Below are 25,210 nucleotides of genomic sequence, written 5' to 3'. Positions count from 1 at the left end.
CTCGGCTCCTGGCCGGCGCCGAACCGGAGGCAGGTCCCGGCCTCCGGGCAGGCCCCGTCGAGGGTCTCCGGGAGTGCGGTGCCGGCTCCGTGCTCGCGGGGGCCGGTAGCGTAGGGGCCATGACAGTGGATGCTGGGACCCCCGAGGAGGCAGCCCGGGTGCGCGCCCTGCACGCGCTGAACGTCCTCGACACCCCCAAGGAGGAGCGCTACGACCGGGTGGTGCGCATCGCCCAGCAGGTCTTCGGGGTGAAGGCCGCCGCGGTGAACCTCATCGACGCCGACCGGCAGTTCACCAAGGCCGAGACCGGGCTGGACGGGCTGGTCCACGCCGCCCGCACCGACTCGCTGTGCGCCCGCACCGTCGATCAAGACGCCCCGCTGATTGTGCCCGACGCGGTGGTCGAGGCGCGGTTCGCCGGCAGCGCCTTCATCGCCGGGCCGGACCCGGTGCGCTTCTACGCCGGGCACCCGCTGCACGCCCCCGGCGGGGAGCCGGTGGGCTCGCTGTGCCTGGTCGATGACCGTCCCAGGGAGCTGGACGCGCGGGAGCGTCGCCTGCTGGCCGAGATGGCCGGGTGGGTCGAGCGCGAGCTCGCCGCCCAGGACGAGATGGACCGCGCGGCCCAGGTCCATCGCCTGATCATGCCGCAGTCCACCCCCCGGCTGGACGGCTACGAGCTGGCGGGCCGCTGCACGCCCACCCGGGATCTGGGCGGGGACTTCTACGACTGGTTCCCGCTCGGTGACCAGCTGCAGGTCAACGTCGCCGACGTGATGGGCAAGGGAGTGCCGGCGGCCCTGCTGGCCTCCTCGGCCCGCACCGCCCTGCGCGGAGCGTCCGGGTTCCTCGGCCTGCCCGAGGCGGTCGACGAGGCCGCGGCCACGATCGCGCCGGTGCTGGAGGAGGCCGGGGCGTTCGTCACCGCGATCTGCGTGCGCCTGGACCCGGGCACCGGGGGCCTGCGCTGCGTCGATGCGGGCCACGGGCTCGGGGCGATCTACCGGCCCGACGGTGGCTACCGGCGCCTGCGCTACTCCGGCCCGCCCATCGGGGTCCTGCCCGGCCTGCGCTGGGAGGCCCACGACGACGTCCTGGCCCCGGGCGAGACCCTGGTGGTGGTCTCCGACGGCTTCCTGGACTACTTCTCCGACGACACCGTGGCGATCCGGGCGGCCGCGCAGCTGATGGCCGACACCGCCGACCCGCAGGAGTTCGTCGACCGTGCCACCGCGTTCGCGCTCGAGCGCGGCCTGGAGGACGACGTCACGGTCGTGGCGCTGCACCGCCGGCCCTGAGCCGGACCCGTCCACCGCACGCAGGCACCGTCCCGCAGTGCCGGTGGCCGAGGGCGGTCCTCCATCCGGCCGGCGCCACCACGGCCCCGGTGATCCTGCGCAGAGGCGGCAGGGGGTCGTCGCCTGCCTCGGACGCTGGGCGCGGCAGTGGTGGGCGGTTCCCGGAAGCCGGCGCGCCCCGAAGGGCACGCCCATTTGTTTAATGCGAATGATACTCATTAGCATGGGAGCCTGCTGATGAAACTCTGACGAGGGAGAGTCCGTGCGCGCTCGGGCCCGGTGGGACGTGGTGGATCTGGGTGTCACCGTGGGCGGAACGCCTGTGCTGCAGGACGTGAGCTTCCGGGTGGAGCCCGGCCGGCGGACGGCTCTGCTCGGGGCCTCGGGGTCGGGCAAGTCGCTGACCGCCCTGGCCCTGCTGGGGCTGCTGGGCCCGCAGTTCCAGGTGGAGGGCACCGTGCGCGTGGACGGCCACGAGCTGCCGTGGCGCCAGGCGCCGGGACGGCGTCCCGGGGTGGCGGCGGTCTTCCAGGACTCGACGACCGCCCTGAACCCGGTGGTCCGCCTGGACCGGCAGCTGCTGCCCCCGATCGCCCGCCGGCGGGGGCTCACCGCCGGCAACGCCAGAGACCTCGTGCAGGGGCTGCTGGCCGAGGTGGGCTTCGAGGACCCGGAGCGGATCCTGGACAGCCGGTCCGCGCAGCTGTCCGGTGGTCAGCGCCAGCGGGTGTGCCTGGCGTGGGCCATGGCGGCCTCCCCGGGGCTGCTGGTGGCCGACGAGCCGACGACGGCCCTGGACATGATCAGCCAGCGCCACGTGGTCGACGCGCTGCGCCGGTGCACGGGGGAGGGGCGCAGCTCCTTGCTGTTCATCACCCATGATCTGGCCGTCGCGGCCGGCCTGTGCGAGCACGCCGTGGTCCTCGAGCGCGGACGGGTGGTGGAGTCCGGGCCCATGGACCGGATCCTCGCTTCCCCGCAGGCGCCGTTCACCGCCGCTCTGGTGGCCGCCGCCCAGGCCGGTCAGCCGCCTGCTGCGGCACCGGTGGGAGTGGCCTCGTGACCCCGCCGCCCGAGCCGGTCACCCTCCGCGGTGTGGGACTGGGCAAGTCGTACCGCGGCCCCTCGGGAACCGCCTCGGCGCTGGTCGACGTGGACGTGAGCGTCCGTGAGGGGACGGCCCTGGGGGTGGTGGGCCCGTCCGGGTCCGGGAAGTCCACGCTGCTGTCCGTGCTCCTCGGAGCGCAGCGCCCGGACCGGGGCCGTGTGCTGTTCGACGGCGCGCCCGCGGCCGGTCGGCAGCGGATCCGCCGGCTGCGCCGGGCGGTGCAGTACGTCCCGCAGGATCCGGCCTCCAGCCTCGACCCCCGCCGGTCCGTGGGCCGGCAGCTGCGGGAGCCGCTGCGGCGGTTCCGCGTGGACGGCGACCATGCCCGCATGGTCCGGGAGGCGCTGGAGCGGGTGGGGCTGGGCGCCGAGCACCTGGACCGGCGCCCCCACGAGCTGTCCGGGGGGCAGGCCCAGCGGGTGGCCATCGCCCGCGCCCTGGTGATCCGGCCCCGGATCCTGCTGGCCGACGAGGCGGTGAGCGGGCTCGACGTGCCCCTGCGCCGGCAAGTGCTGCAGCTGCTGCGGGGGCTGCACACCGAGGCGGGGCTGGGCCTGCTGTTCGTCTCCCACGACCTGGCCGCGATCCGGTTCCTGTGCGACCGGGCGCTGGTGCTGGACCACGGACGGGTGGTCGAGGAGGGGCCCACCGGCCGGCTCCTCGACGCTCCTCGTCACCGGCTGACCCGGGAGCTGGTGGATGCTGTTCCGCGCCTGCCCGCCTGAGGCCCGCACACCACCGGGCGCCCAGCCGGTGGCCGACCACGGCGTCCACGCCGTGGTCGCGTTCCCGGCCGGTGCCCTGGGTGCCCTCGCCGGTCCGTTGTCCGCACCATCTTCCTCCGAAAGGACCCCTCGATGATCCTCCGCCCGCCTCCGTCCCGTTCCCGCTCCGCCCGCCGCCTCGGCGCGGCCGGTGTGGCCGGCGCCAGCGCCGTGCTGCTCACCGGATGCTTCTCCGCGGACCCCGGTGCCGCCGGCGGAGACGGCGGCACCGGGGGGCGGATCGAGGTGGCCATGCTCCAGCCGCCCCGCTCCGGGCTGTCCCCGCTCAGCGACGACGCGTTCAAGCTCTCCCGGTGGTCCACCGCCGAGACGCTGGTGCGCCTCGACGAGGCCGGTGAGGCCCAGCCGCAGCTGGCCACCGACTGGCAGCAGCTCGACGGCACCACGTGGTCCTTCACCATCCGCGACGGGGTGACCTTCCACGACGGCACCGCGCTGACGGCCGACAACGCCGCGGCCGCCCTGCAGCACGCCGCGAGCGCGTCCCCGGCCCCGCGGATCCTCGACGGGGTGCAGATGGAGGTGGACGCCGAGGGCGACACGGTGCGGGTGACCACTGCCGAGACCGACCCGCTGGTCCCGCAGCGGCTGTCCAGTCCTCAGCTGGCGATCCTGGCCCCGGCCGCCTACGAGGGCACCGCGGTGGACCCGGTCGGTCACGGCACCGGGCCCTTCGAGCTCACCGGCGTGGACGGCACCTCCGGGGCCACCCTCGACCGCTACGAGGACCACTGGAACGGTCCGGCCGCGGCGGCGGGCATCGACGTGTCCTTCGTGCCCGACGGGACGGCCCGGGCCGCGGCCCTGCGGACCGGGGAGGCCGACGTCGTCGAGGCCGTGCCCGTCGGCCAGGCCGCCCGGATCGAGCAGGACCTCCTGCAGGAGGTGCCCATGCCGCGCACCAACACCGTCTACCTCAACACCGAGCAGGGCCCGTTCGCCGACCCCGCGATCCGGGCGGCCGCCCGGGAGGCCCTGGACCCCGGGGCGGTCGTCGAGGGGGTCTACGAGGGCCGGGCCGATGAGGCTGCCGGCCTGCTGGGCCCGGCCATCCCCTACGCGGCGGCCGGCCGGGACACCGGCGCCTACCGCACCGCCCTGGCGGACCGGGCCCAGCCCGAGGACCCCCAGGGCAGGAAGATCACCATCGGCACGTTCACCGACCGCGCCGAACTGCCGGAGGTCGCGGTCCAGCTGCAGCAGCAGCTGGAGGCCGCCGGCTTCGAGGTCGACCTGGACGTGCGCGAGTACCAGTACATCGAGGCCGACGCCCTCGAGGGCGAGTTCGACGCGTTCGTCCTCTCCCGGGCCACCGTGCTGGACTCCGGGGACCCGGTGGCCTACCTGGTCAGCGACTTCGGCTGCGAGGGCTCCTTCAACCTCTCCCAGTTCTGCTCCGAGGCCGTCGACGCGGCCCTGGACCGGGCCGAGAAGGCCACCCCCGGGGAGGAGCGGCGCGCGGCCATCATGGAGGCAGAGGCGGCGATCCTGGCCGAGGACGCCGCGATCCCGTTGCTGCACGAGCGTGTGATCCAGGGCGAGCAGAGCGGCGTGGCCGGTGCCGCCCGTGATCCGCGCGAACGCGAGCTGGTCACCGCCGAGACCACCGTGGCCGGATGAGGGGACGGGGTTGGGCCGCGGCCCTGATCTCGCGCACCGCGTCGCTGGCCGCGGTGGTGGTGCTCATCGGGGCGCTGCCGTGGTTGTCGGGCAACAGCCCCGAGTACACGATCCTGCGCGCCCGCTACGCCGACCGGGAGCCCACCCCGGAGGTCCTCGCCCAGATCCGTGCCGAGCTCGGCCTGGACCGCGGCCCCCTGGGCGTGTTCACCGACTGGGCCTCCGGGATCCTCGCCGGAGACCTCGGAACCTCGTGGATCTCCGGGCACCCGGTGCTGCCCGGGGTGGTGCAGGCCCTGGGGGTGTCGATGACCCTGATGGGGGCCGCCCTGGTGGTCGCCCTCGTGCTCGCCGCCCTGCTGTGCCTGCCCGCGGTGCGGGCCGGGCTGGACGGGCGGCCCGCCCGGGGCGCGGGCACGGCGGCGGCGGCACTGACGGCCCTGCCGGAGTTCCTGCTGGCCGCCGTGCTGCTGGTGGTCGTGGCGGTGGGACTGGGGTGGCTGCCCCCGTACGGGTGGCGCGGACCCGAGCACGTGGTCCTGCCCGCCCTGGCCCTGGGGATCCCGGCAGGCGGGCTGATCGGGCGGCTGGCCGGGACCGCCCTGGCCGGGGCCTTCACCGAGCCCTGGGTGCAGACCTGGGCCGTGGCCGGCCACCCCCGGACCCGGATCGCCGCCGCGGTCACCCGCCGGGCCCTGCCCGGGGTGGTGGGACAGATCGGGCTGGTCGTCATCGGCCTCACCGGCGGTGCGGTGGCCGTGGAGGAGGTCTTCGCCGTCCCGGGCCTGGGCCGGTCCCTGCTGGGGGCCGCCGCGGCCCAGGACCTGCCCACCCTGCAGGCCGGAACCCTGGTCCTGCTCGTGCTGGCCACGGTCTGTGGGGCGCTGGCGGTGACCGCCCAGCGGGTCCTGCTCGGACCCGCCGCCCGGACCGGACACCTGCCCGTGCCCCGCCCGCCTGTGGTGCCGCGCCCCCGGTGGTGGGCGGTCCCGGCGGCCTCCGCCGCCGCCCTGGCGGCCCTGGTCCTCACCGGGCTCCTCCGCGATCCCTACAGCTCCGCCCACGACCGGCTCCAGGCCCCGTCGCCCGCCCTGCCCCTGGGGGCCGACGCCGCCGGGCGCGACGTCCTGGCCCGGGTCGGCCACGGCGCGGTGGACACCCTGGGGCTGGCCCTGCTGGTGGCCGCCGCCTGCCTGGTCATCGGCCTGGCCGTGGGGCTGACCGGACGCTGGTCCACCGGCCCGGTCGAGGTCACCAACGCCGCGCCCCCGATCGTCGCCGGCATCCTCGTGGTGGCCGTCGCCGGGCCCTCCGGAGCGGGAGCCGCGCTCGCCGTGACCGCGGTGAGCTGGGCCCCGCTGGCCGCCCACACCGCCGCCCTGGCCGCCGAGATCAGCGGCCGCCCCTACGTCCGGGTGCTGCCGCTGCTGGGCGTGGGCCGGGCACGGGTCCTGCTCGGCACCGTCCTGCCCTCCCTGCTGCCGGAGGTGAGCCGCCACGCGATCCTGCGCCTGCCCGGCATCGCCCTGGCCCTGGCCGCCCTGGGCTTCCTCGGGCTCGGACACCAGCCCCCCACCCCCGAGTGGGGGCTGCTGCTGGCCGAGGGCATCGGCTACGTCGAACGCGCCCCCTGGACCGTGCTCGGCCCGGCCTCCGCCCTGGTGCTCGCCGCCGTCCTCGCCGTCTCCCTCTCCAGCGTCGAGAGCGCACCTCGTCCCGGCCTGCCGCAGGGTCCGGTCCCGGCGACGCCGGCGAGTTCTCGGTGATCCCCTCGGGACCGTCCCGAGAAGCCCCTGGAGACCCTGTCCACGGAGGTGCTGCGGTGTCAGGGCACCTCGCCGGGAGGCACGGGCCGCGGAGGAGCTCCGGCGGTTGCCGCCCTTCTTCTCCAGGGGCGCTCCCCTGGACGGTATCGGCGCCCCGGCCGGGTCCGGGCTCGTGGAAGGGTCAGGGGCGGCCGGTGCACTCCCGGTAGTCCAGTTCGACGCTCAGGTCCCGGTGCCGTTCCATGGTCACGGGGTGGGGCCCGGCCGGGGAGAGGTGCTCGTGCTCGAGCTGACGGGTGAGGCGGCTGTGCAGCAGCTGCACCTGCTCCAGAGGCAGGTGCTCCAGGTCGTCGGGGAAGTCCTGGTCCGGGGCCAGCAGCGTGGCCGGGACCAGGACGGGAGGATCCGTGCGACGGGTCGGGCTGCGCCGACCGCAGGCCGGCTCCTGGGCGGTGTGGTCGGGGGCAGGATGCACAGCAGCTTCTTTCGGTGGCTACGACAAGGTCGTGGCCGACTACCCGACGCGTCTGCCAGCCTAGAGCATCTCCTCCGCGCTCAGCGCCCGGGGTGCCCTGGCGGAGTGGGCGCCCAGCACGGGGCCGGATCGGGTCACGCCACGGCCCCGCCGGTGGCCGGCGGGGTGGAGGGGTTGAAGTGGGCGGTCACCGGCCCGTTGTTGGCGCGGGTCACCAGCTCGGCGGCCAGCTCCCGCAGCTTGATGTTGCGCCGGTTGGAGAGGGACTTGAGCAGCTCCACCGCTTCGTCGTGCGTGCAGCCCTGCCGGCCCATGACGATGCCCACCGCCAGGTCGATGGTGCTCCGCGACTGCATGGCCGCGCCCATGTCGGCCTCGGTGTCGTGGTGACGGGCCAGGCGCACGGCCAGCCGCATCGCGCGGGAGGCCAGGGCGACCTCGCGCTCGATCGCCGCGACGGTCGTGGGGTCGAACTGGCGGAGGGACTCGGAGTAGACGTTCAGGGCGGCCCTGGCCTCCCCGTCGAGGTCGAAAGGGGCGGCCAGCACGGAGCGGATCCCGGTGCCGGCCGCGGCCCGGGCGTAGGGCGGCCACCGGTCGTCGCTGCGGCTGTCGGCCAGCAGCACCAGCCGCTGCTCCTCCGCGGCCGTCAGGCACGGGCCGCCGTCGAAGGCGTACTGGACCTCGTCCAGGGCCGCGGCGCGTTCGTGGCTGGTGGCCACCGTGGCCGCGGTGCTCCCGCGCAGCACGGTGATCGAGCACCACAGGTCCTCGGCCCCTCGGCGAGGGCGGCGGCCGTGCCGGCCACGAACTGCTGGAGGAAGTCGGTCAGATCCGTCGAGCTCCGCAGCAGCTCCTCCAGTTCCAGGGCGCGTGCGTTGATCACCGTCAGATCCGCCATGGGTCCAACCACCGTTCTGTGTCCTGCGCGGACCCCCTCGCCGCGCCCGAGACCGGTGTGGAGGCACACCGGCGGCAGAACTGTACCAGGAGGTAACCGCACCGGAGCCCGACGTCACGGTCCCGGACCTTCATGCACCGTCCTGACCGCGCCCGCCCCGGGGTCCGCGCGCCCGTGCGGGGCGGTCGGCATCACGGGGGTGAGCGGGCAGACCGGGGCCAGGGCCGTCAGCGCGGTGCGCACGGCGTGGAAGAGGTTCCACCGGGCGGGAGCCGGTGATCTCGACGTTGGCCCACACGGCATGACCGTCAGGGCAGTGGTGCACAGCACACCCGCCGCCGCGAGGAGCACGCTCATCCTCCTGCGGGCAGGCGCTCGACCTGGTCGGCGACGTCGCGGAGGATCGCCGGCCAGTCCCCCCGGCCGGACTCCGGGCCCAGGCGGACGACGACCCCGGCGGGGTCGACGTGGACGAACTGCCCGATGCTGCCGCGGGCGTAGAAGCGGCCCGCACGGGCGGTGTCGACCCACCACCAGTACTGGCGGCGGGCGGCCGGGCCCCCGGAGGCGTCCCGCGCGGTGGCCCGTTCCAGGACCGGGCCCATCAGCAGCGGGCTGCAGTCGTTGCGGTGCCACCGCTGCCCGGCGTCATCCCGCGGCGGCGCGGGGCCCGGGACCGAGGAGCCCGGCGGCAGCCAGGACCAGCAGCTCACGCTGCTCCCGCGGCAGCCGCACGCGGCGGCGCAGATAGGCCTCCACGTCGATCGCGGTGGCCTCCCCGCCGAGGCCGACGTACTCCCACCACAGCTGGACCGTCTCGACCCCGGCCGCGGCCAGCGCCTGCTGGACCCGGCGTGCCTGACGGCTGCCGCTGGCGTCCTCGTCCACGGGCTCCTCCTCGTGACCTCGCCGTCGCGCACGGGCGCCGGACGACGCTGTCCCGGGCCCGTGCGCGACGCCCCCGACCCCTCCATCGTCAGCCGGTGGCGGGGGAGCCCGCCACCGCAGGGCCGTGATCGTGCGCTGCGGGGACCATCCCTGCTCTCCCCGGACCACCGGCCACGGACGCGGCCCGGCCCGGAAGCTCCGGGGCCGTGGAGCGGCGCCACGCGGAAGGGCCCGGGGATCGGGCGGCGACGCTCAGGTGCGCAAGGTCGTCGCCGGGCTCTGCCCGTGGCGGTCCCGGTAGGCGGCGGCGAACCGTCCCCGGTGCGTGAAGCCCCAGCGCAGGGCCACGGCCTCCACCGTCACTCCCGTCGCGGGGTCGGCGGCCAGCAGGTCCCGGTGGGCGGCGTCGAGCCGGGCCGTGCGCAGGTACTCCAGCGGAGTGGTGTCCTTCTCGCGGCGGAAGGCCGCCTGCAGACCGCGCGGGCTCATCCGGGCCGCGGCGGCGATCTCGGGCAGGCCGATGTCGGCGGCCAGGTGCTCCTCCATGAACGCCACGGCACGGCGCACCCCGGCCGGGACCGGGCGGTCCTGGCCGGGGGCGGGGGGCTGGTCGAGGAAGGTGTTCGGAAAGGTGTGCAGCACCGCGGTGGCCAGGCACCGGAAGGCCTCGGCGCGGATCAGCGGGGACGCCATGGCTTCGGCATTGCCCAGCTGGTCGCGGCCGAAAGCGGTCACGGCCGCCGCCAGGTGGCGGGCCATGGCCGGGCTCACCGGGCTTGTGCCGGTGAAGCGCAGCCCGAGGTGCTCCACGCCGAGCAGGCCGGCGGCATGGGCCCGGAGCGCGGCCACGTCCAGGGAGACGGTCAGCAGGTCCAGGTCACCCCACGCGGCGGTGTAGGACAGGGACGGGAAGAGGAACGGGCCGGCCCCCGGGGCGGTGGTGGTGGCCTCGGCGACAGCCAGCCGTCCGCCCAGCACCCGGCCGACGCGCACGGTCTCGGGGGCCTCGACCAGTGCGGCCGCCGGGGCCCCGGCGAACCGGGCCCGCTCCAGGCCCACGTTCGGGATGCTCCGGGCCTCCTGCGCGATGGAGAACGGCGCGTCCGGAGCCACCCGGATCCTCTTCACCGCGTAGACGCGCCCGAGCACCTCCAGCCCCTCGACCGGGTCGCAGGTGCTGAAGCGCAGGGTCTGCAACCCCGGCGCCTCGTCGACCGGGCACCCGGGGGCTCCCCGGCCGGGCACGGGCCGGCCGCCGGGCGAGGCGGAGGCGTGGGCGGGAGGATCAGGGCGAGGCATCGGAGGGGTCCTTCGTCGGCACGGCGGACACGACGGTCGTCTGGTCGAGCTTCTCGTCCAAAGTAGGTCCGGGGAGCACCCCGCGGCAATGCGCGGTGACGGCGCCCCGGCCCGTGCCGCACCGGCCCCGGACCGGTCAGGGGCTCTCCCCCCGGGGCCGCGTCCGTGGTGTTAAGTCATGTTGCCCGTGCCCGCGGGCCCGGACGATACCGTGGCCCTCATCAACACTGATCAACACTGACGCTCGATCTCTTGGGAGTTGACGGCAATGGCGCCGAAGACCGTGTTCCTGGCATGCGCAGAGCAGGACGAGTTGTTCCGGGACCTGTTCACCACTCAGTGGGCCCGGGCCGGGGCCCAGGCCCGGTTCCTGGACCCGCCCGGGGACAGGACGTGCCCGGTGGAGTGGAAGCAGGACGTGCGGGAGCGGATCCGCGGCTGCGACGGGGTGATCGCGCTGATCGGCGGGGACACCCGGGCCTCGGAGGCGGCCCTGTGGCAGATCCGGTGCGCGGTGGCCGAGGGCAAACCGCTGATGGGCCTGTGGCTGGAGCCCGCTCTCCGGGTGAAGCCGGACGCGATGGGCGCCGCCCGGTGCGAGGCCTGGACGTGGGAGAACGTCGGGGACTTCCTCGACCGGCTCTGACCCGGGGCCCGGGTCCGGGGGTCTTCCCGGGACGCTTCCACGGCGAGGCCCTGAGCGAGCTCCTGCTGCCGGGCACCACGACCCTGCACGTGCTGGGCTGCTGCGTGTGCGGCACCGCCGTCGTGGCCCTGCCGGAGGCGGTGGTCATCGAAGAACCCCCTGGTGGTACGGGTCCCCCGGGCGCTGCCCGTGGCGGTGCTGATCGCCGTGGGGGTCGTGGCCGCCATCCACCAGCGCGACGGCCGGGCCCTGCAGCCTGCACCCGCTGGTGGTCCTGCCCGCCCTGGTCGGCGGAGGAATCCGCCCGGGCATCGCCGGGACCGTGCCGGCCGGGGGAGGAGGAATAGGATCGGGGGTACCACCGTTGGTGGTGGGACTCCGGAGTCCAGGAGGAACGCATGTCCCCGTCACGACCGGCGCGCGACTCGCACGACCCCCAGGAGCCCGAGAAGGGCGGTCTGGACGACGAGCTCGTCGCGCTGATCAGCGACTACCAGGAGCTGCACAAGGACGACGCCCGCCTGCGCCGGATCGAGCGCACGACCTACACCGGTCACCCGGTCATCGGCGACGAGCCCGGGAGCCGCATCCGCGAGGTCCGCGACGAGCAGATCGCGCCCGAGCTGAGGACCCAGGACGTCCGGCGGGTCGCCGCCGGGATGCTGCGCACCGAGGAGGACATGAGGGCCTACGCGGCCCGTTTCGCCCAGCGGAGCAGCAAGCAGGACCCGGCCGGGAAGGACCTGGACCGCCAGGCCCACGCGCTGGACGCGACCGGCACCCACTGGCTGCTGATGATCGGCCAGAACCGGGACCACGGGCTGGTCGCCTGCCGCTTCGTCCGGGAGAAGGGCATCCCGCACGCCCGGGTGGTGTCCTTCACCGCCGAGCGCGTGAAGCTGCCGATCCTCGTCGTGGAGCTCGGTCAGGACCAGGACTGCTGAGGCCCCGGCGCGGGGAGCCCCGGGCACCACGGAGGACCGTGGTGCCCGGGGCTCCCCGCGCCCCGTCCGGTGCGGCCCGGGCTCAGCCCTCCAGGCCGTGCTGGACCAGCAGCGGCACGCCCGCCGGCTCCGTGATCCGCTCGCGCACGGCCCGGGCGGCGGCCACGAGGTGCTCGAGCGAGGCGCGGGTCTCCGCGTAGCCGCGGGTCTTCAGCCCGCAGTCCGGGTTGACCCACAGCGTGCTCGCCGGGACGTGCGCCAGGGCCCGCTCGAGCAGCCCCTCGATCTCCTCCTGCGACGGCACGCGCGGGGAGTGGATGTCCCAGGTGCCCGGGCCGATGCCGCGGGAGAACCCGGCGGCCTCCAGATCGGTGAGCACCTCCATCCGGGACCGGGCCGCCTCGATGCTCGTGACGTCGGCGTCCAGGCCGTCGATCGCGGAGACCACCTCGCCGAACTCCGAGTAGCACAGGTGCGTGTGGATCTGCGTCTCGTCCCGCACCCCGGAGGTCGCCAGGCGGAACGCGCGCACCGACCAGTCGAGGTAGGCGGGCTGGTCCGCCCGGCGCAGCGGCAGCAGCTCGCGCAGTGCCGGCTCGTCCACCTGGACGATCCCGATCCCGGCGGCCTCCAGGTCGGCGACCTCGTCGCGCAGCGCGAGCGCGACCTGCTCCGCGGTCTCGGCCAGCGGCTGGTCGTCGCGCACGAAGGACCACGCCAGGATCGTCACCGGGCCCGTGAGCATGCCCTTGACGGGCCGGTCGGTGAGCGACTGGGCGTGGCCGATCCACGGCACCGTGAACGCCTCGCCGCGCACCCCGCCGCCCTCGCGGCTGACGTCGCCCCACAGGATCGAGGGGCGCGTGCAGCGGGAGCCGTAGGACTGCACCCAGCCGTGCACCGTGGTCGCGAAGCCGTCGAGGTGCTCGGCGAAGTACTGGACCATGTCGTTGCGCTCGGCCTCACCGTGCACGAGCACGTCCAGGCCGAGCTCCTCCTGCAGCCGCACCACGCGCTCGATCTCCTCGCGCAGGAACCGGTCGTAGTCCTGCGCGCCGATCCGCCCCGACCGGGCCTTCGCGCGCGCCGCCCGCACCTGCGGGGTCTGCGGGAAGGAGCCGATGGTCGTGGTCGGCAGCGGGGGCAGGGGCCCCGAGGCCGTGAAGGACCGGCCCTCCTGCGCCCGGCGGCGCACCTCCGCCGGCGCCCGCCCGATCTCGGCGCCGGTCACCGCGCCCGCCCGCTCGCGCACCGCCGCGTCCCGGACCCCGGGCGCGCCCGCCCGGGTGCGCCGGGCCTCGGTCGCCGCGGCGAGCTCCCCGGCGACGGCCTCCGCGCCGTCGGCCAGGCCGCGGGAGAGGGTCACGATCTCGGCGACCTTCTGGTCGGCGAAGGAGAGCCAGCTGCGCAGCAGCGGGTCGAGCTGCGTCTCCTCCGCGACGTCGTGGGGGACGTGGAACAGCGAGGTGGAGCTGGCCACGGAGACCGCCACCCTGGCCCCGGAGAGGCCGGCGAGCTGGGCGAGCCGGCCCGCGAGGTCGGTCCGCCACACGTTGTGCCCGTCGACCGCCCCGGCCACGAGCACGGGGGCGTCCTCCTCCTGGAACAGCTCGAGCTCCTCGGCGGACGGGGCGGTGCCTGCCACCAGGTCCAGGTGCAGGGCCTCGATCCCGGAGGCGGCCAGCGGGTGCAGCAGGGGACCGGGGGAGCCGTAGGGCGTCGTGACGAACACCTGCGGGCGCTCCGCCGCGGCCGTGAGCGCGGTGTAGGCATCCCACACGGCCTCCGCGAGGCGCTCGGCGGGGACGTGCTGGTCGGCCACGAGCGCCGGTTCCTCTAGCTGCACCCACTGCGCCCCGGCCGCGGCGAGCTCGCGCAGCAGCTGGGCGTACACCGGCACCAGCTCGGGCAGGCGCTCGAGCGGGTCGAAGCCGGCCGGGGCGTCGTCGTCGGCCTTGGCGAGGAGCAGGAAGGAGACCGGGCCCACGAGGACGGGGCGGACGGCGAAGCCGTGCTCGGCGGCGCGGCGGACGTCGGCGACGAGCCCAGCCGGATCGGCGCGGAACGGGGTGCCCGGGCCGATCTCGGGGACGAGGTAGTGGTAGTTGGTGTCGAACCACTTGGTCAGCTCCAGGGGCGGGCGCCCGGCGTCGCCGCGGGCCAGCACGAAGCCCGCGTCGAGGCCCAGCCGGCCCTCGGCGTCGGCGAGGTCCGCGAAGCGGGCCGGGACCGCCCCGAGGGCGGTGGCCGTGTCGAGCACCTGGTCGTAGAGGGAGAAGGCGGCGGGCAGCGACGCGTCCTGCGCGCCGAGGCCCAGCTCCACGAGCTTCCGGTACGTGGCCAGCTGCAGCTCGGCGGCGACGGCCTCGAGCTCCGCGCGGGACGAGCGCCCGGCCCAGTAGGCCTCGAGGGCCTTCTTGAGCTCGCGGCGCCGGCCGATGCGGGGATAGCCGGTGATGGTGGCGGCGGGGAACGGGGTGGTCGGGGTGCTGGTCATGGGGATGCTCCTGTGCAGTGGTGGAAGGGTGCGGTCAGGCGGTCAGCAGGGCGGGCGCCGGCTCGGGGCGCGGGCGCGGCAGGTCCACGCGCTCGAGCAGGTCGAGGGCGGCCCGGTGCTCGTTGAAGGTGTAGAGGTGCAGGCCGGGCGCGCCGGCGTCGAGGGCGGCGCGGCTGAGCGCGGTCGCGAAGCCGACGCCCGCCCGGTGCCGCTCGGCGGGCCCGGAGGCGTTCTCGAGCGCCGCCGCCAGGTCGGGGTCGGGCTCCAGGCCGGCGAGCCGGCACAGGGTGCGCAGCCGCCGGGGGTCGGTCACGGGCATGATCCCCGGCACGATCGGGATCGTCACCCCGGCCGCGCGGGCCGCGGCCACCAGGCGCTCGTAGCGCTCGGGGCGGAAGTAGACCTGCGTGATCGCGAAGTCCGCGCCGGAGCGCTGCTTGGCGAGCAGCACCTCGACGTCGTGCCGGGCCGACGGCGACTCCGGGTGCCGGGTCGGATAGGCGGCCACGCCCACGGCCAGCCGGCCCGCGGCCAGCGTCGCGGTGTGCCGCCGCTCGACCTCCCGGACCAGCTCCACGAGCTCCGTGGCGAAGGACAGCTCGCCGCGGTCGGCGGCCGGGTCCTCCGGCAGGTCCCCGCGCAGGGCGAGCACACCGCGGACGCCGCGCCGGATCAGCGTGGTCACGGTCTCCTCCAGCTCCGTCCGGGCGGCCCCCACGCACGTCAGGTGCGCCAGGGGCCGCAGGCCGGTGCGGGCGAGGAGGTGGTCGAGCAGGGCGAGCGAGCGGGACCGCCGGTCCTCGTCCCCGCTGTACGTCACGGAGACGTGGTCGGGGCGGGTGGGCTCGAGCTCGTCCAGCGTGCGCAGCAGGATGTCGGCGCTCGCCGCGCAGCGCGGCGGGTAGAGCTCGTAGGACAGCGACGGCGGGGCCGTCCGGTCGGGTGGTGGGGTCACGGGTCCTCCTGGGGTCACCCCGAGGGAGGGCGGCAGAGAGCACGGGCTGGGCCCGGGCAGTCTGCTGCTGCTCCATCGGTCCTGGCGGGAGCACCGTTCCGCCGGCCCCCGGACGTTCTCGGGGTGGCGGATGGTTGCTGCGGCGTCGACGAGCCAGGTCTCTCGGCCGCTCTGGATAGATGCACTGCCCATTGCACCGGTCGCGCGCCCGAAAGCCAACCCGGAACCCCGAGAAGACGTCCCGCCGCCGACTGTGACGGGCGCCGCGTCACACTCCGCAACACGGTCACGGAGCAGCCGCACCCCCTTCCTCCGGGGCCCGCGCGGGCGTAGCGTTGTTGTCAACCAACTCGTTGATCAAAGGATTGGTTGACAAATACCGTGGACGACGACGAGCTGCTCGACAAGGCCTTCCTGGCCCTCGCCGACCCGGTCCGTCGCCGCATCGTCGCCCGGCTCAGCCGGGGGCCCGCCACGGTCACGGAACTGGCGGAACCCTTCGCGATCAGCAAGCAGGCGATCTCGAAGCACATCCAGGTCCTCGAGCAGGCACAGCTCGTCACGCGCACCCGTGACGCCCAGCGCCGGCCCGTCCACCTGGACCCCGCACGGCTCGAGGCGCTCACCGCCTGGATCGACCGGTACCGGCTGGTCCGCGAGGAGCAGTTCCGCCGCCTCGACGCCGTGCTCGAGACCCGAGCCGCGGACCGCGGCGAGCACACCCAGGACTGAACCATGGGACATCCTCTGCACCTGGCCGTCCCCGACGGCGTTCCCTACATCGACTTCGAGCGCGAGTTCGACTTCCCGGTCGCGGAGGTCTTCCGCGCCCACGCCGACCCGGCGCTGCTGGGCCAGTGGCTCGGCCCGCGCGGCACCCACGTGGAGGTCGACCACTGGGACTTCCGCACCGGCGGCGGCTACCACTACCACCACACGGGGCCCGACGGCGTCTCCTACTCCTTCCGCGGTGTCCTGCACACCGTCCGCGAGAACGAGCTCGTCGTCCAGACCTTCGAGTTCGGGGGCTACCCCGACAGCGTCGAGCTCGAGTTCCTGGCCTTCGAGGACCTCGGCGACGGCCGCTGCCGGCTGCGCGGCCACACGATCCACCCCTCCCTGGAGGCCCGCGACGGCATGGCCGCCTCGGGCATGGAGTCCGGGATGTCCGACGGCTACGAGCGGCTCGAGGAGCTGCTCGCCGCCGCGCGGACCCGGTGAGCACCGAGGAGACCGCCATGGCCAACGCGCTGCGCCTCACGGCGCCCGAGGGCACGCCCCTCGTCGACTACGTGCGGGAGTTCGACCTGCCCGCCGCCGAGGTCTTCCACGCCCACGCGGACCCGGAGCTGTACCGGCAGTGGATCGGACCCCGTGGCCTGAGCACCCGCATCGACGTCCACGACTGCCGCACCGGCGGCGCCTACCGCTTCGTCCAGCGCGGGACGGACGAGGAGCAGGACGCGCCGGAGTACGCGTTCCGCGGGGTGTTCCACACCGTGCGGGAGAACGAGCTGATCGTCCAGACCTTCGAGTACGAGGGCTGGCCCGACGTCGTCACCCTCGAGTACGCGCGCTTCGAGGAGCTGCCCGGCGGACGGTGCCGGCTCATCGGGCGGTCGGTGTACCCGACGCTCGAGGCGCGCGGGCGCTACCTGTCCGAGGACATGGAGGCCGGGATGTCCGAGGGCTACGAGCGGCTCGAGGAGCTGCTCGCCGAGGTGCTGGGCGGACAGGGAGGCTGACGGTGGACTGGACACTGGAGGTGGTGCTGCTGCCCGTGCGGGACATCGACCGCGCCGTGGAGTTCTACCGGGACCGGGTGGGCTTCCACCTGGACCACCACACCACGACCGAGCGGATGGACGTCGCCCAGCTGACCCCGCCCGGGTCGGGCTGCTCGATCGTGGTGGGCAACCTCCCCGCCCACCGGGAGATGGCCCCGGGGTCGGTGCGCGGCCTCCAGCTCGTGGTCTCGGACGCCCGGGCCGCCCGGGAGCAGCTGCTCCGCCGGGGCGTCGAGGCGGGCGCGCTCGAGGTCGTCGACGAGCGCGACGGCGGCACGTTCTTCGGCTTCAGCGACCCCGACGGCAACACGTGGACGGTGCAGGAGCTGCGGGCGCGCGCCGACGAGCCGCTGATCCCGCGCTGCTGAGCGCGGGTCGCGGCGACCCTGCCGCAGCCCGGGGATCTCGGTCGGTTGCCTCGCGGCTGCCCCGGACCGGGCCGTCACAGGACCGCGCGCAGGAAGGATCGCGTGCGCTCGTTGCCGGGTGCTGTGAAGATCTGCTCCGGGGACCCGTCCTCGATGATCCGCCCGCCGTCGAACATGAGCACGCGGTCGGAGACGTCACGGGCGAACTGCATCTCGTGCGTGACGATGAGCATGGTGATGTCCGTGGTCCCGGCGACCCGGCGCAGGACATTGAGCACGTCGTCCACGAGCTCCGGGTCCAGGGCCGAGGTGACCTCGTCGAGGAGCAGGATCGCCGGGTCCATCGCGAGCGCGCGAGCGATGGCCACGCGCTGCTGCTGGCCCCCCGACAGCCGTGACGGGTGCTCGCCGGCCTTCTGCTCGAGCCCCACCTGCCGCAGCAGGTCCATGGCCCGCTCCCGGGCCTCTGCCCTGCTCATCCCCAGCACGTGCATCGGCGCCTCGGTGATGTTCCCGAGCACGCTCATGTTGGGGAAGAGGTTGAACTGCTGGAAGACCATGCCGATCCGACGGGTGATCTGCTTCCGCCGCCGGGGCGGCACGGGCACGCGCCGCCCGTCGCGCAGCTCGTGGGTCAGAGGCTGCCCGTCCACGAGGACGAAGCCGTCGGTCAGCTCCTCCAGGGTCATGAGCAGGCGCAGGATCGTCGTCTTGCCGGAGCCGGAGGGGCCGATGAGGGTCACGCGCTCGCCCCCGCGGACCGTGAGGTCCAGCCCGTCGAGCACGGTGTGCTCGCCGAAGCGCTTGACGGCGTTCCGGAACTCGACGGCCGGGGCGTCCGGGGAGCCTGCGGGACGGTCCGCCGGCGTTCCGTCGGCGGACGGGTCGAGGACCTCGTCCCCGCGGTCAGTAGTGGGCAAGGTGCTTCTCCAATCGTCGGACCAGGAGGGAGGTCGGGTAGCTGGCCAGGAGGAAGATCAGGCCGGCGAGGGTGAAGGCCTCCGTGTAGGCGAAGTTGCGGGCCCCGAACTGCTGGGCCGCCGTGACGAGCTCCACCACGGAGATGGCGAACAGCAACGGGGTGTCCTTGAACATGGCGACGGCATAGTTGCCCAGCGAGGGGATCGTCGCCCGCAGCGCCTGCGGCAGCACCACGTCCCGCCACGTGCGCGAGGTCGGCAGGGACAGAGCGGCCGCGGCCTCCCACTGCCCCTTGGGCACGGCCTCGATGCCCGCCCGGTAGCTCTCCGCCATGTACGTCGAGTAGTGGATCCCGATGACGGCGATCCCGATGACCAGCCCGGACACGCCGGTGAGCAGGTAGTAGGCGAACAGCAGCTGGACCACGAGCGGGGTCATCCGGACGAACTCCGTGAGCCAGTGGAGGACCGCGCGCGCCGGGCCCGGGAGCACGCGTCTGAGCACCGCGATGGCGAGCCCCAGCACCGTGGCGATGAGCGTGCCGAGCACCGTGGCCAGCAGCGTGATCCTGAACCCCTCCAGCAGCAGGGGCAGGGCCTCGGCCGCGCGCTCCCAGCTCCAGATCACGGCTGTTCACCGCCCGTTTCGACGGGCTTCGGCCGGGTCGGCAACCAGATCTCCCGCATCGACCGCCCTCGGCCCAGGGTGTGCTTGGCCCGGATCTCGAGCACGTTCATCCCGAGGTTGAGCAGGTAGGCCAGGACGAAGTAGAGGAGCAGGCCCACCGTGAAGGCGAACAGCGTGCTGCCCGTGGACTGCCGCAGCTGCTCGATGTGGAAGGTGAGGTCGCTCAGGGTGATGAAGGTGACCACCGCGGTGCCCTTGAGCAGCTGGATCAGCAGGTTCGCCAGCGAGGGGAGCATCAGCGCCCAGGCCTGCGGGAAGATGATCCGGCGCATCCGGTGCGCCGCCGACATCCCGAGGGCGTGCGCCGCCTCCCACTGGCCCCGGTCCACCGCGGCGACGGAGCCCCGGACCACCTCGGCGCCGTACGCCCCGTAGTTCAGGGACAGGGCCAGGATGCCGCAGGTCATGGGCTCGAGCTCCACCCCCAGCAGCGGCAGCACGAAGAACAGCCAGAACAGCTGGACGAGCAGCGACGTGCCCCGGAAGAACTCCACGACCACCCGGACGAGCGCCCGCACGAGGGTGCTGCCCGAGCGGGCGAGCAGTCCGAGGACCACCGCGAGGACGAACGCGCCCAGCGCTCCGCCCAGGGTCAGCTGGAGGGTGACGAGCACGCCCTCGGCGAGCCGGGGCAGGGACTCCCGCAGGACCCCGAGATTGCCGTCCACGGTCTCACCCCGCCGAGGCGGTGGGGCCGGCCTCCTGCTCGAGTTCGCCGGCGCACAGCTGCTCGGTGGTCACGGAGCCGTCCGGACGCTCCTGGGCGGTGATGCCGTAGGGGCTCATGAGCTCGAGGTAGCGCTCCTCGTCGCCGACGATCCGGGCGAGCTGCTCGTTGTAGGCGTCCCGCAGCTCCTGGTCCTCGGTGCGGAACACCGTGGCGCCCGCGCCCACCTGCGGGACGCCGTCGATCTCCTGGACGTAGGACTCGGTGACCTCGATGGGGGCGTCCGGGTTCTGCTGCTCCATCCAGTTGAGCGCGATCCCGCCCAGCGCGAAGACGTCCGCCCGGCCGTTGACCACGGCGTCCATGCCGTCCTGCGGGCCGCCGACCTCGGTGTTCTCGATGCCCAGGGCGTCGGCGTAGTCCCCCTCGATGGCGCCCGTCATCGTGACCAGCCGCACCTGGGGGTCGGCGGCGACGTCGTCGAGGGTCTGCAGTCCGCGCGGGTTGCCCTCGGGGACCAGGAGGGCGGTCGTGTACATGAACTCCGGATCGCCGAAGGCGGCCTGCTCGCAGCGCTCCGGCAGGATCGACATGCCCGCGCTGACCGCGTCGAAGCGGTCGGCCGAGAGTCCCGGGATGAGCGAGCCGAACTCGGTGTTGACGCCCTCGAGCTCCTGGATCCCCAGCTCCTGGAAGATCGCCCGGTGCAGATCCACCGCCGCGCCGGTCAGCTCGCCGTCCTCCTCGAAGCTGTAGGGCGCCTCACCGGCGAAGCCCACGGTGATGGAGCCTTCCTCCCGCGCCTGGGAGAGCGTGCTGCCCTGCTCCTCCTGCGCACCGCCGCAGGCGCTCAGCAGGAGGAGCCCCGCCACCGCCCCCGCCGCCGTGCCGTGCCTGCCGGACCACCGTGCCATCGGACTTCTCCCCTCGGAAGGGTCGGGCGCCCGGGCACGTGCCCGTGGGATCTCGGTTCCGCCGGCGCTCCGGCTCCGTGGTCCCATTCAACCGCGCGGAGTGACGCGTGTCACGCACCGGGCGGTCAGTGAGCGGAGCCGGCCTCCGGGGCCTGCCGCCGGCCCAGCAGCCCGGCGGCCAGGGCGATGAGCAGCACGAGGCCTCCGGTGAGCAGCAGCTGCACGCGCACCGCGTCGTCGAGCATGCCCAGCAGGAGGATCGCGGCGAGGATGGCCAGGGCCAGGTAGGACAGCCAGGGGAACGCCCACATCCGCAGGGGCAGCTCGGTGCCCGCGCGGTCCGCCCGGCGGCGCAGCACGATCTGGGAGACCAGGGCCAGCCCCCACACCACGAGGCACGTGGCGCCCACGGTGTTGAGCATCCACAGCAGCACGGTCTCGGGCCACAGGTAGTTCAGGACCACGGCGAGGAAGCCGAAGACCACGGAGACGACCACCGCGGTGCGGGGCACCCCGCGGTCGGTGACGGTGGCGAAGGTGCGCGGCGCGGAGCCGCGGCGGGCCAGGGAGTAGAGCATGCGCGAGGAGCCGTAGATGTTGGCGTTGAGCGCGGACAGCAGCGACAGGATGATGATCACGGCCATCACCACGTCCGCCCCCGGCACGCCCGCCGCGTCGAGCACGGCGACGAAGGGGCTGACGGAGAGCTGCTCGTCGTTCCACGGCAGGACGAGCACCATGACCGTCACGGCGCCCACGTAGAAGACGAGGATGCGCACCAGGATCGTGCGGATCGCCCGGGCCACGTTGTGCTGCGGGTCCTCGGTCTCGGCGGCGGCGATGGTCACGAGCTCGGTGCCGCCGAACGCGAAGATCACCACGAGCAGGGCCGCGGCCACCCCGGTCAGCCCGTTGGGCAGGAAGCCCCCGTGCGCGGTCAGGTTGCTCCACCCCGGGGAGGGCGGCTCCAGCAGGCCCAGGAGCAGGGCGGCGCCCACCCCGAGGAAGGCCACGACGGCGAGCACCTTCATGAGGGCGAACCAGAACTCCGTCTCGCCGAGCGTGCTGACCTTCACGAGGTTGATCGCCGTGAAGACGACCATGAACACCAGCGCCACCACCCACTGCTCGGCCACCGGCCACAGCTCCGTCAGCAGCTGCGCCGCGGCCGTGGCCTCCGCGGCGACCACCACGACGATCTGCGCCCACCACAGCCAGCCCAGGGTCCGGCCCACGGTGGGGCCCATCGCCTTCTCGGCGTAGGTGGAGAAGGCCCCCGGGGACGGGTCCGCGGCGGCCATCTCCCCGAGCGCCCGCATCACGAGCACCAGCAGCACGCAGGCCACGAGGAAGGACAGCAGCACGGCCGGCCCGGCGGTGCTGATCGCCGCCCCGCTGCCGATGAACAGGCCGGTGCCGATGGCGCTGCCGAGCGCCATCATCACGAGGTGACGGGCCTTGAGGTGGTGGCCGGACCCCGGTGGGGACGACCGGACGGCCGGCTCGGCGGACGGCCGGGCCGAGGAGGAAGGGGTGCTCATGAGCACCGAGGTTATCGGACGCCGCCCGCCCCCGCGCACGCCGGCCGGGCCCGCACGGGAGGTCCTCCGCGTGCGGCGGGTCACGGACCGGTAGACTTGCACGGTACGAGCCCCTGGGCCTCCTCCTGCCGGTACGGCGCCGCGCGAGCGTGCGCACAGGAGCGGGCCGCCGCAGGGGCGTTGTCGTGTCCGGTCGGGGCGCTCCCGGCCCCGGACACCGCGGGAGAGGTCCCGCGCCAGCCAGGCAGGAGAGTCGTTCAATGCCAGCAATCGTGATCGTCGGCGCCCAGTGGGGTGACGAGGGCAAGGGCAAGGCCACCGATCTGCTCGGCGGCCGGGTCGACTACGTCGTGAAGCCCAACGGCGGCAACAACGCCGGGCACACCGTGGTCGTGGGCGGTGACAAGTTCGAGCTCAAGCTCCTGCCCGCCGGCATCCTCAGCCCCAACGCGGTCCCCGTGATCGGCAACGGCGTCGTCGTCAACCCCCAGGCCCTGTTCGAGGAGATCGACGGCCTGGAGGCGCGCGGGGCCGACACCTCCCGGCTGCGCATCTCCGCCAACGCCCACCTGGTCGCCCCCTACCACCAGACCATGGACCAGGTCACGGAGCGCTTCCTCGGCAAGCGGGCGATCGGCACCACCGGCCGCGGCATCGGCCCCACCTACATGGACAAGGTCGGCCGGCTGGGGATCCGCGTGCAGGACGTGCTGGACGAGTCGATCCTGCGGCAGAAGATCGAGGGCGCGCTGCGGCAGAAGAACGAGCTGCTCGTGAAGCTCTACAACCGCCGGGCCATCCAGGTCGAGGAGGTCGTGGACTACTTCCTGCAGTACGCCGACCGGCTCGCCCCGATGATCGTGGACTCCACCTACCTGCTCAACCGGGCCCTGGACGAGGACAAGGTGGTCCTCATGGAGGGCGGCCAGGCGACGTTCCTCGACGTCGACCACGGGACCTACCCGTTCGTGACCTCCTCCAACCCGACGGCCGGCGGCGCGTCCGTGGGCTCCGGCATCGGCCCGACCCGCATCACCCGGGCCATCGGCATCATCAAGGCCTACACGACGCGCGTGGGCGCCGGGCCGTTCCCCACGGAGCTCTTCGACGAGATGGGCGAGCAGCTGCGGATGACCGGCGGCGAGTTCGGGGTCAACACCGGCCGTCCCCGCCGCACCGGCTGGTACGACGCCGTGATGGCCCGCCACGCCTCCCGGATCAACGGCTTCACCGACTACTTCCTCACCAAGCTGGACGTGCTCACCGGCATCGAGAAGATCCCGGTGTGCGTGGCCTACGACGTCGACGGCGTGCGCCACGACGAGATGCCCATGACCCAGACCGAGTTCCACCACGCCAAGCCGATCCTCGAGTACTTCGACGGCTGGACCGAGAACATCACGGGCTGCCGCACCCTGGAGGACCTCCCCGCCAACGCCCGCGCGTACGTCGAGGCGCTCGAGGCGATGAGCGGCACCCGGATGTCCGCGATCGGCGTGGGCCCGGACCGCGACGACACCATCGTGGTGCGCGACCTCATCGACTGACCGCGCCCACCCACGGCGAAGGCCCCGGACCGGCACGGTCCGGGGCCTTCGCCGTGGGTGGTCCCCGGTGGGGGCGGGGTCAGGGGCGGGTGAGGTCGGCGTCCTGGTAGCGGACGGTGCGGCTGCCGGTGAGGAGGCGGTGGCCGGCCCACAGGGCCAGGAACAGGGGCAGGCCGAGGTAGGCCGACAGGGCCGCGAGCAGGTCGAGGTCGCCGGTGAGGGCCTGGTAGTTCTGCCCGAGGATGACCACCGCGCACAGGGCCAGGGCCAGCAGCGGCCCCAGGGGGAAGAACCGGGCGCGGAAGGGCAGGTCGGCGAGGTCGTGGCCCTGGATGGTGTAGGCCCGGCGGAAGCGGTAGTGGCTCCAAGCGATGCCCATCCACACGATGAACCCGGCCAGCCCGGAGGCGCTGACCAGCCAGACGTAGGCGGCGCCGTCGCCGATGAAGGTGGTGAGGAAGCAGGCGGCCCCGACCGCGGTGGTGGCCACCAGCGCGGTCATCGGCACGCCGCGGCGGTCCAGGCGGGCGAGGGCGCGCGGGGCCTTGCCGCTCTCGGCCAGGGCCCAGAGCATACGGGTGGCGGCGTAGAGCCCGGAGTTGCCGGCGGAGAGGATCGCGGTGAGGATCACCGCGTTCATCACCGAGGCCGCGGCCAGGACCCCGGCGTTGTCGAAGACCAGGGTGAAGGGGGAGATGGAGACGTCCTCCACGCCGCTGCCCAGCAGGTGCGGGCTGGTGTGGGGGATGAGGAAGCCGATGACGGCGATGGCCCCGATGTAGAACAGCAGGATGCGCACGAACACGGTGCGGATGGCCTTGGGCACGGTCTTCTCGGGGTCCTGGGCCTCGCCGGCGGCCACGCCGACGAGCTCGGTGCCCTGGAAGGAGAAGCCCGCGACCATGAAGATCGACAGCACCCCGGCCCCGCCGCCGACGAAGGGGGCCTGCCCGGTGGTCCAGTTCGCGGTCCCCGGGGAGGTCCCGCCGAGGATGCCGGTGATCATCAGCACCCCGAGGGCGAGGAAGACCACCACGGTGGCGACCTTGATGAGGGAGAACCAGAACTCGCTCTCCCCGTAGGCGCGGGTGCTCAAGGCGTTGAGGCCGAACAGGACGGTGAGGAACAGCGCTGACCAGGTCCAGGAGGGCACCTCGGGCAGCCAGTAGCGCATGATCAGGGCGGCGGCGACGAGTTCGGCGGCGACGGTGATCGCCCAGTTGTACCAGTAGTTCCAGCCGATGGCGAAGCCGAAGGAGGGGCTGACGAAGCGGGTGGAGTACTCCTCGAAGGCCCCGGAGACGGGCAGGTAGGTCGCCATCTCGCCCAGGCTCTGCATGAGCAGGAAGACCATCACGCCGATGGCCGTGTAGGCCAGCAGCGCCCCGCCGGGCCCGGCGGTGGCGATGGTGTTGCCCGAGGCCACGAACAAGCCGGTGCCGATCGCCCCGCCCATCGCGATCATCGTCAGATGACGGGACTTGAGAGTGCGGCGCAGGTGCTGGTGGGGCTGCTGCCCCGGGACCTGCGGGACGGGCTGCGGTGGTGCGGCGGTGGCCACGTGGGACTCCTCCTCCGGTGGATGGACGGGCGCGG

Annotated in this window: 25 protein-coding genes and 1 riboswitch; of the genes, 12 read left to right on the top strand and 13 right to left on the bottom strand. The window is 74.0% G+C overall.

All coding sequences use genetic code 11. The features are described from left to right. The first annotated feature begins 119 nt into the window (after positions 1 to 119). From ACYSMR_RS07675 to ACYSMR_RS07655, 5 genes are all read left to right on the top strand, one after another. The gene (locus ACYSMR_RS07675) at positions 120 to 1,298 is read left to right on the top strand and encodes a PP2C family protein-serine/threonine phosphatase (protein WP_461747849.1); all 1,179 of its coding nucleotides are present in this window, start codon (positions 120 to 122) and stop codon (positions 1,296 to 1,298) included. Positions 1,299 to 1,560: 262 nt separating this feature from the next. Further along, positions 1,561 to 2,361 carry an ATP-binding cassette domain-containing protein gene (locus ACYSMR_RS07670; RefSeq protein WP_461747848.1) on the top strand — a complete coding sequence of 267 codons (801 nt, stop codon included), beginning with the start codon at positions 1,561 to 1,563 and terminating at the stop codon, positions 2,359 to 2,361. After that, a complete protein-coding gene (locus ACYSMR_RS07665) occupies positions 2,358 to 3,131 on the top strand; it encodes an ABC transporter ATP-binding protein (RefSeq protein WP_461747847.1) in 774 nt (257 codons plus the stop codon). The genes ACYSMR_RS07670 and ACYSMR_RS07665 overlap by 4 nt, the downstream gene beginning before the upstream one ends. 132 nt (positions 3,132 to 3,263) lie before the next feature. Continuing rightward, positions 3,264 to 4,811, top strand: a complete 1,548-nt coding sequence (locus ACYSMR_RS07660; RefSeq protein WP_461747846.1) for an ABC transporter substrate-binding protein — start codon at positions 3,264 to 3,266, stop codon at positions 4,809 to 4,811. Continuing rightward, positions 4,808 to 6,577: an ABC transporter permease subunit gene (locus ACYSMR_RS07655; RefSeq protein ID WP_461747845.1), complete on the top strand. Its 1,770-nt coding sequence runs from the start codon at positions 4,808 to 4,810 to the stop codon at positions 6,575 to 6,577. The genes ACYSMR_RS07660 and ACYSMR_RS07655 overlap by 4 nt, the downstream gene beginning before the upstream one ends. A gap of 181 nt (positions 6,578 to 6,758) precedes the next feature. Here the strand turns inward: ACYSMR_RS07655 and ACYSMR_RS07650 are convergent, their stop codons facing one another. The 5 genes from ACYSMR_RS07650 to ACYSMR_RS07630 form a co-directional block, all read right to left on the bottom strand. Beyond that, positions 6,759 to 7,052: a hypothetical protein gene (locus ACYSMR_RS07650; protein WP_309126084.1), complete on the bottom strand. Its 294-nt coding sequence runs from the start codon at positions 7,050 to 7,052 to the stop codon at positions 6,759 to 6,761. Between the two features lie 134 nt (positions 7,053 to 7,186). Then, positions 7,187 to 7,801: a GAF and ANTAR domain-containing protein gene (locus ACYSMR_RS07645; protein WP_461747844.1), complete on the bottom strand. Its 615-nt coding sequence runs from the start codon at positions 7,799 to 7,801 to the stop codon at positions 7,187 to 7,189. Between the two features lie 505 nt (positions 7,802 to 8,306). After that, positions 8,307 to 8,558 carry a hypothetical protein gene (locus ACYSMR_RS07640; RefSeq protein WP_461747843.1) on the bottom strand — a complete coding sequence of 84 codons (252 nt, stop codon included), beginning with the start codon at positions 8,556 to 8,558 and terminating at the stop codon, positions 8,307 to 8,309. A 43-nt stretch (positions 8,559 to 8,601) separates the two neighbouring features. Then, positions 8,602 to 8,841, bottom strand: a complete 240-nt coding sequence (locus ACYSMR_RS07635; RefSeq protein WP_309126654.1) for a hypothetical protein — start codon at positions 8,839 to 8,841, stop codon at positions 8,602 to 8,604. Positions 8,842 to 9,093: 252 nt separating this feature from the next. Then, complete coding sequence (locus tag ACYSMR_RS07630) at positions 9,094 to 10,140, bottom strand: AraC family transcriptional regulator (RefSeq protein ID WP_461747842.1); 1,047 nt, start codon at positions 10,138 to 10,140, stop codon at positions 9,094 to 9,096. A 268-nt stretch (positions 10,141 to 10,408) separates the two neighbouring features. On the opposite strand from ACYSMR_RS07630, the gene ACYSMR_RS07625 reads away from it, so the two are divergent. Further along, a complete protein-coding gene (locus ACYSMR_RS07625; protein ID WP_251331848.1) occupies positions 10,409 to 10,786 on the top strand; it encodes a TIR domain-containing protein in 378 nt (125 codons plus the stop codon). 398 nt (positions 10,787 to 11,184) lie between these two features. Beyond that, a complete protein-coding gene (locus ACYSMR_RS07620) occupies positions 11,185 to 11,730 on the top strand; it encodes a hypothetical protein (protein WP_461747841.1) in 546 nt (181 codons plus the stop codon). A gap of 82 nt (positions 11,731 to 11,812) precedes the next feature. Here the strand turns inward: ACYSMR_RS07620 and metE are convergent, their stop codons facing one another. Beyond that, positions 11,813 to 14,227 (bottom strand): 5-methyltetrahydropteroyltriglutamate--homocysteine S-methyltransferase, encoded by a 2,415-nt coding sequence (gene metE / locus ACYSMR_RS07615; RefSeq protein WP_461747840.1) that lies wholly within the window; start codon positions 14,225 to 14,227, stop codon positions 11,813 to 11,815. Positions 14,228 to 14,261: 34 nt separating this feature from the next. Continuing rightward, positions 14,262 to 15,182, bottom strand: coding sequence for a methylenetetrahydrofolate reductase (locus tag ACYSMR_RS07610; protein ID WP_461747839.1), 921 nt, complete (start codon positions 15,180 to 15,182; stop codon positions 14,262 to 14,264). Positions 15,183 to 15,251: 69 nt separating this feature from the next. Next, positions 15,252 to 15,364, bottom strand: a riboswitch (SAM riboswitch). Between the two features lie 187 nt (positions 15,365 to 15,551). Between ACYSMR_RS07610 and ACYSMR_RS07605 the strand changes: the two genes are divergently transcribed. Genes ACYSMR_RS07605 through ACYSMR_RS07590 form a run of 4 tightly spaced genes read left to right on the top strand, consistent with a single transcriptional unit; the run spans position 15,552 to position 17,337 of the window. Continuing rightward, positions 15,552 to 15,914, top strand: a complete 363-nt coding sequence (locus ACYSMR_RS07605) for an ArsR/SmtB family transcription factor (protein ID WP_285859267.1) — start codon at positions 15,552 to 15,554, stop codon at positions 15,912 to 15,914. Between the two features lie 3 nt (positions 15,915 to 15,917). Beyond that, positions 15,918 to 16,403 (top strand): SRPBCC family protein, encoded by a 486-nt coding sequence (locus ACYSMR_RS07600; protein ID WP_461747838.1) that lies wholly within the window; start codon positions 15,918 to 15,920, stop codon positions 16,401 to 16,403. A gap of 17 nt (positions 16,404 to 16,420) precedes the next feature. Beyond that, entirely contained in the window at positions 16,421 to 16,927 is a 507-nt protein-coding gene (locus tag ACYSMR_RS07595) for an SRPBCC family protein (RefSeq protein WP_461748011.1), read from the top strand. Positions 16,928 to 16,929: 2 nt separating this feature from the next. Then, the gene (locus tag ACYSMR_RS07590) at positions 16,930 to 17,337 is read left to right on the top strand and encodes a VOC family protein (RefSeq protein ID WP_309125608.1); all 408 of its coding nucleotides are present in this window, start codon (positions 16,930 to 16,932) and stop codon (positions 17,335 to 17,337) included. 74 nt (positions 17,338 to 17,411) lie between these two features. Here the strand turns inward: ACYSMR_RS07590 and ehuA are convergent, their stop codons facing one another. The 5 genes from ehuA to ACYSMR_RS07565 form a co-directional block, all read right to left on the bottom strand. Next, on the bottom strand, positions 17,412 to 18,257 hold the full coding sequence (gene ehuA / locus ACYSMR_RS07585; RefSeq protein ID WP_309125607.1) for an ectoine/hydroxyectoine ABC transporter ATP-binding protein EhuA: 846 nt from the start codon (positions 18,255 to 18,257) through the stop codon (positions 17,412 to 17,414). Further along, on the bottom strand, positions 18,244 to 18,885 hold the full coding sequence (ehuD, locus tag ACYSMR_RS07580; protein ID WP_461747837.1) for an ectoine/hydroxyectoine ABC transporter permease subunit EhuD: 642 nt from the start codon (positions 18,883 to 18,885) through the stop codon (positions 18,244 to 18,246). Before ehuD ends, ehuA begins: the two co-directional genes overlap by 14 nt. Further along, positions 18,882 to 19,613: an ectoine/hydroxyectoine ABC transporter permease subunit EhuC gene (gene ehuC, locus ACYSMR_RS07575; RefSeq protein ID WP_461747836.1), complete on the bottom strand. Its 732-nt coding sequence runs from the start codon at positions 19,611 to 19,613 to the stop codon at positions 18,882 to 18,884. Before ehuC ends, ehuD begins: the two co-directional genes overlap by 4 nt. 4 nt (positions 19,614 to 19,617) lie before the next feature. Next, positions 19,618 to 20,526, bottom strand: a complete 909-nt coding sequence (gene ehuB, locus ACYSMR_RS07570; RefSeq protein ID WP_461747835.1) for an ectoine/hydroxyectoine ABC transporter substrate-binding protein EhuB — start codon at positions 20,524 to 20,526, stop codon at positions 19,618 to 19,620. Between the two features lie 125 nt (positions 20,527 to 20,651). Continuing rightward, a complete protein-coding gene (locus ACYSMR_RS07565) occupies positions 20,652 to 22,067 on the bottom strand; it encodes an amino acid permease (protein ID WP_461747834.1) in 1,416 nt (471 codons plus the stop codon). Positions 22,068 to 22,327: 260 nt separating this feature from the next. Between ACYSMR_RS07565 and ACYSMR_RS07560 the strand changes: the two genes are divergently transcribed. Continuing rightward, positions 22,328 to 23,614: an adenylosuccinate synthase gene (locus tag ACYSMR_RS07560; RefSeq protein ID WP_251331837.1), complete on the top strand. Its 1,287-nt coding sequence runs from the start codon at positions 22,328 to 22,330 to the stop codon at positions 23,612 to 23,614. 79 nt (positions 23,615 to 23,693) lie between these two features. Here the strand turns inward: ACYSMR_RS07560 and ACYSMR_RS07555 are convergent, their stop codons facing one another. After that, positions 23,694 to 25,175 carry an amino acid permease gene (locus tag ACYSMR_RS07555; RefSeq protein WP_461747833.1) on the bottom strand — a complete coding sequence of 494 codons (1,482 nt, stop codon included), beginning with the start codon at positions 25,173 to 25,175 and terminating at the stop codon, positions 23,694 to 23,696. Positions 25,176 to 25,210 lie beyond the last annotated feature (35 nt).

It is taken from the genome of Kocuria sp. U4B (assembly GCF_054875615.1).
The sequence above is the reverse complement of the archived record's forward strand: the minus strand, read 5'-3'. Positions and strand labels throughout refer to the sequence as shown.